This window comes from Staphylococcus hominis subsp. hominis (assembly GCF_002901845.1).
Classification (GTDB): domain Bacteria; phylum Bacillota; class Bacilli; order Staphylococcales; family Staphylococcaceae; genus Staphylococcus; species Staphylococcus hominis.
In genome coordinates this window covers 1,029,870-1,033,078 of the sequence record NZ_PPQE01000025.1, presented here as the reverse complement: position 1 = coordinate 1,033,078, position 3,209 = coordinate 1,029,870, and the positions used below count along the sequence as shown (strand labels likewise).

Annotated in this window: 2 protein-coding genes; both read left to right on the top strand. The window is 32.4% G+C overall.

Annotated features, from left to right (window positions below):
• On the top strand, positions 1–2,227 hold a 2,227-nt coding region (locus CD034_RS06585; RefSeq protein ID WP_219727361.1), incomplete at its 5' end, for a DUF1542 domain-containing protein.
• 6 nt (positions 2,228–2,233) lie between these two features.
• Positions 2,234–3,209: DUF1542 domain-containing protein (locus CD034_RS06580; protein WP_219727360.1), on the top strand; the 976-nt coding region annotated here is incomplete at its 3' end.

Sequence of the window (3,209 nt, the reverse complement as noted above, 5' to 3'; positions counted from 1 at the left end):
AAATGGTACAACTACAATCAATGCAATCCAACCAGAAGTAATCAAAAAATCAGAAGCAAGACAAGCAATTGATGATATTGCAAGAGCTAAGAAAGAAGCAGTTGATCAAACACCAGATGCGACAACAGAAGAAAAAGAGGCAGCCAAAGTAAAAGTAGACCAAGCAGTAACGGAGGCTAAAGCCCATATCAACGAAGCAATAAATAATTCAGGTGTGGATGAAGCAAAAACAAATGGTACAACTACAATCAATGCAATCCAACCAGAAGTAATCAAAAAATCAGAGTCAAGACAAGCAATTGATGATGCTGCAAGAGCCAAGAAAGAAGCAATTGATCAAACACCAGATGCGACAACAGAAGAAAAAGAAGCTGCAAAAGCGAAAGTAGACCAAGCGGTAACGGAAGCCAAAGGCCATATCAATGAAGCAATAAATAATTCAGGTGTCGATGAAACAAAAACAAATGGTACAACTACAATCAATGCAATCCAACCAGAAATAATCAAAAAATCAGAAGCAAGACAAGCAATTGATGATGTTGCAAGAGCTAAAAAAGAAGCGATTGATCAAACACCAGATGCGACAACAGAAGAAAAAGAGGCAGCCAAAGCGAAGGTAGACCAAGCGGTAACGGAAGCCAAAGCTCATATTAATGAAGCAATAACTAATTCAGATGTGGATGAAGCAAAAACAAATGGTACGACTACAATCAATGCAATCCAACCAGATGTGCTTAAAAAATCAGAAGCAAGACAAGCAATTGATAATGAAGTTATTAATAAGAAGACAGAGATCGACAATAATGTTGATGCAACTATAGAAGAAAAAGAAGCCGCAAAATCAAAAGTAGACGAAGCTGCAGTAGAAGCAAAAAATAATATTAATCATACAGAAATAAATCAAGCTGTTGACAAAGCAAAAGAAGATGGTGTTACAACAGTTAGTCATATTCAACCAAATATAGTTAAGAAAATAGCAGCAAAGACTGCAATCGATGAAGTAGCTAGAATTAAAAAAGAAGCGATTGATCAAACACCGGGTGCAACAACAGAAGAAAAAGAAGCAGCGAAATCAAAAGTAGACGAAGCTGCAACAGAAGCAAGAAATAATATTAATCGTGCTTTATCTAATAATGATGTAGATCAAGTAGTACATAATAGTACGGCATCAATAAATAATATCCAACCAGATATAGTTAAAAAAGAACAAGCAAAACGAGGTATAGATACTCAAGCAAAAATCAAAAAAGCCATCATTGATCAAATATCTGATGCAACGACAGAAGAAAAAGAAGCAGCGAAATCAAAAGTTGATGAAGAAGTTACAAAAGCAAAACATAGTATTGATCAAGCAGTAACAAATAGTGATGTAGATCAAGCAAAAGATAGAGGAAATGTTGCTATAAATAACATTCAGCCAGAAGTTGTAAAAAAAGAGACAGCTAAGACTTCTATTGATCAAATTGCATTAACTAGAAAAAACATCATTGATCAAACACCAGATGCAACAACAGAAGAAAAAGAAGCAGCGAAATCAAAAGTTGATGAAGAGGTAACAAAAGCAAAACGTAACATTAATCAAGCAGTTACAAATAATGATGTGAATCAAGTTGAGCATAATAGCACAATAGCAATTAATAATATCCAACCCAATATTATTAAAAAAATTGCAGCTAAAACGTTAATTGATCAAGTAGCAAGAGCTAAAAAAAATAATATTGATCAAACATCAAATGCGACAATAGAAGAAAAAGAAGCAGCAAAACAAAAAGTTGACGAAGAAGTTACAAAAGCAAAACATAGTATTGATCAAGCAATAACAAATAGTGATGTAGATCAAGCAAAAGATAGAGGAAATGTTGCTATAAATAACATTCAGCCAGAAGTTGTAAAAAAAGAGACAGCTAAGAATGCTATTGATCAAATTGCATTAACTAGGAAAGCCATCATTGATCAAACACCTGATGCAACTGAAGAAGAAAAAGAAGCAGCGAAATCAAAAATTGACGAAGAAGTCATAAAAGCAAAACATGGAATTGATCAAGCAAAAACAAATAATGACGTAGATCAAGTTGAACAAAATAGCACTACAATGATAAATAATATTCAGCCGACAGTAGTTAAAAAATCAGAAGCAAGACAAGCAATTGATGATTTAGCTAAACTTAAAAAAGCAACTATTGATTTAACGCAAGAAGCAACTGAAGAAGAAAAAGAAGCAGCGTAAAGTAAAGTGGATCAAGCGTTAACAGAAGCTAAAACTCATATCAACGAAGCAGAAAATGATGAAGGAGTTGATGAAGCAAAAACAAAAGGGATAAATGTTATTAATACAATCCAACTTGAAATTATAAAAAAAGTAGAGGCAAAACATGAAATTGACCAATCTGCAATTGCTAAGAAAAAAATTATAGATCAAACACCAGATGCAACTGAAGAAGAAAAAGAAGTAGCAAAACAAAAAGTAGATGAAGAAGCTACAAAAGCAAAAGATAATATTGATCAAGCTTCAACAAATGATGCAGTGGATCAAGCAAAAACAACAGGAAATACAGAGATCAATAATATTCAACCAGAAGTGGTTAAAAAATCTTTAGCAAGACAAGCAATTGATGAAGTAGCGAAAGTAAAAAAAGAAAAAATTAATCAAATGCTAGATGCAACTGAAGAAGAAAAAGAAGCAGCAAAACAAAAAGTTGATGAAGAAGTTATAAAAGCGAAAAATAATATAAATCAAGCTACAACAAATGATGGTGTGAATAATGCTAAAACAACTGGTAAAAATACTATTGAAAATATACAACCAGAAGTAGTTAAAAAAGCTGAAGCAAGAAAAGCGATAGATGAAGCAGCAACTCTTAGAAAAAATCTAATTGATCAAGATAATTCGACAACAAAAGAAGAAAAAGACATAGCTAAACAAAAAATTGATGATGAGGTTAATAAAGCTAAAAGAAATGTTGATCAATCAATAAATAATTCCAATGTAGATCATGCACAAATTAATGGTATAAGTGCAATAAATAACATTAATGCGGTAGCTTTGAAAAAAACACAAGCCAAAAAATCTATAGATGATGAAGTAACAGCAAAAAAAGCAGAAATTGATAGTAATCATGAAGCAACGAATGAAGAAAAAGAAATGACAAAACGTAAAGTAGATGAAGCAGCAACAAAAGCGAAACATAATGTTGATCAATCTACAACGA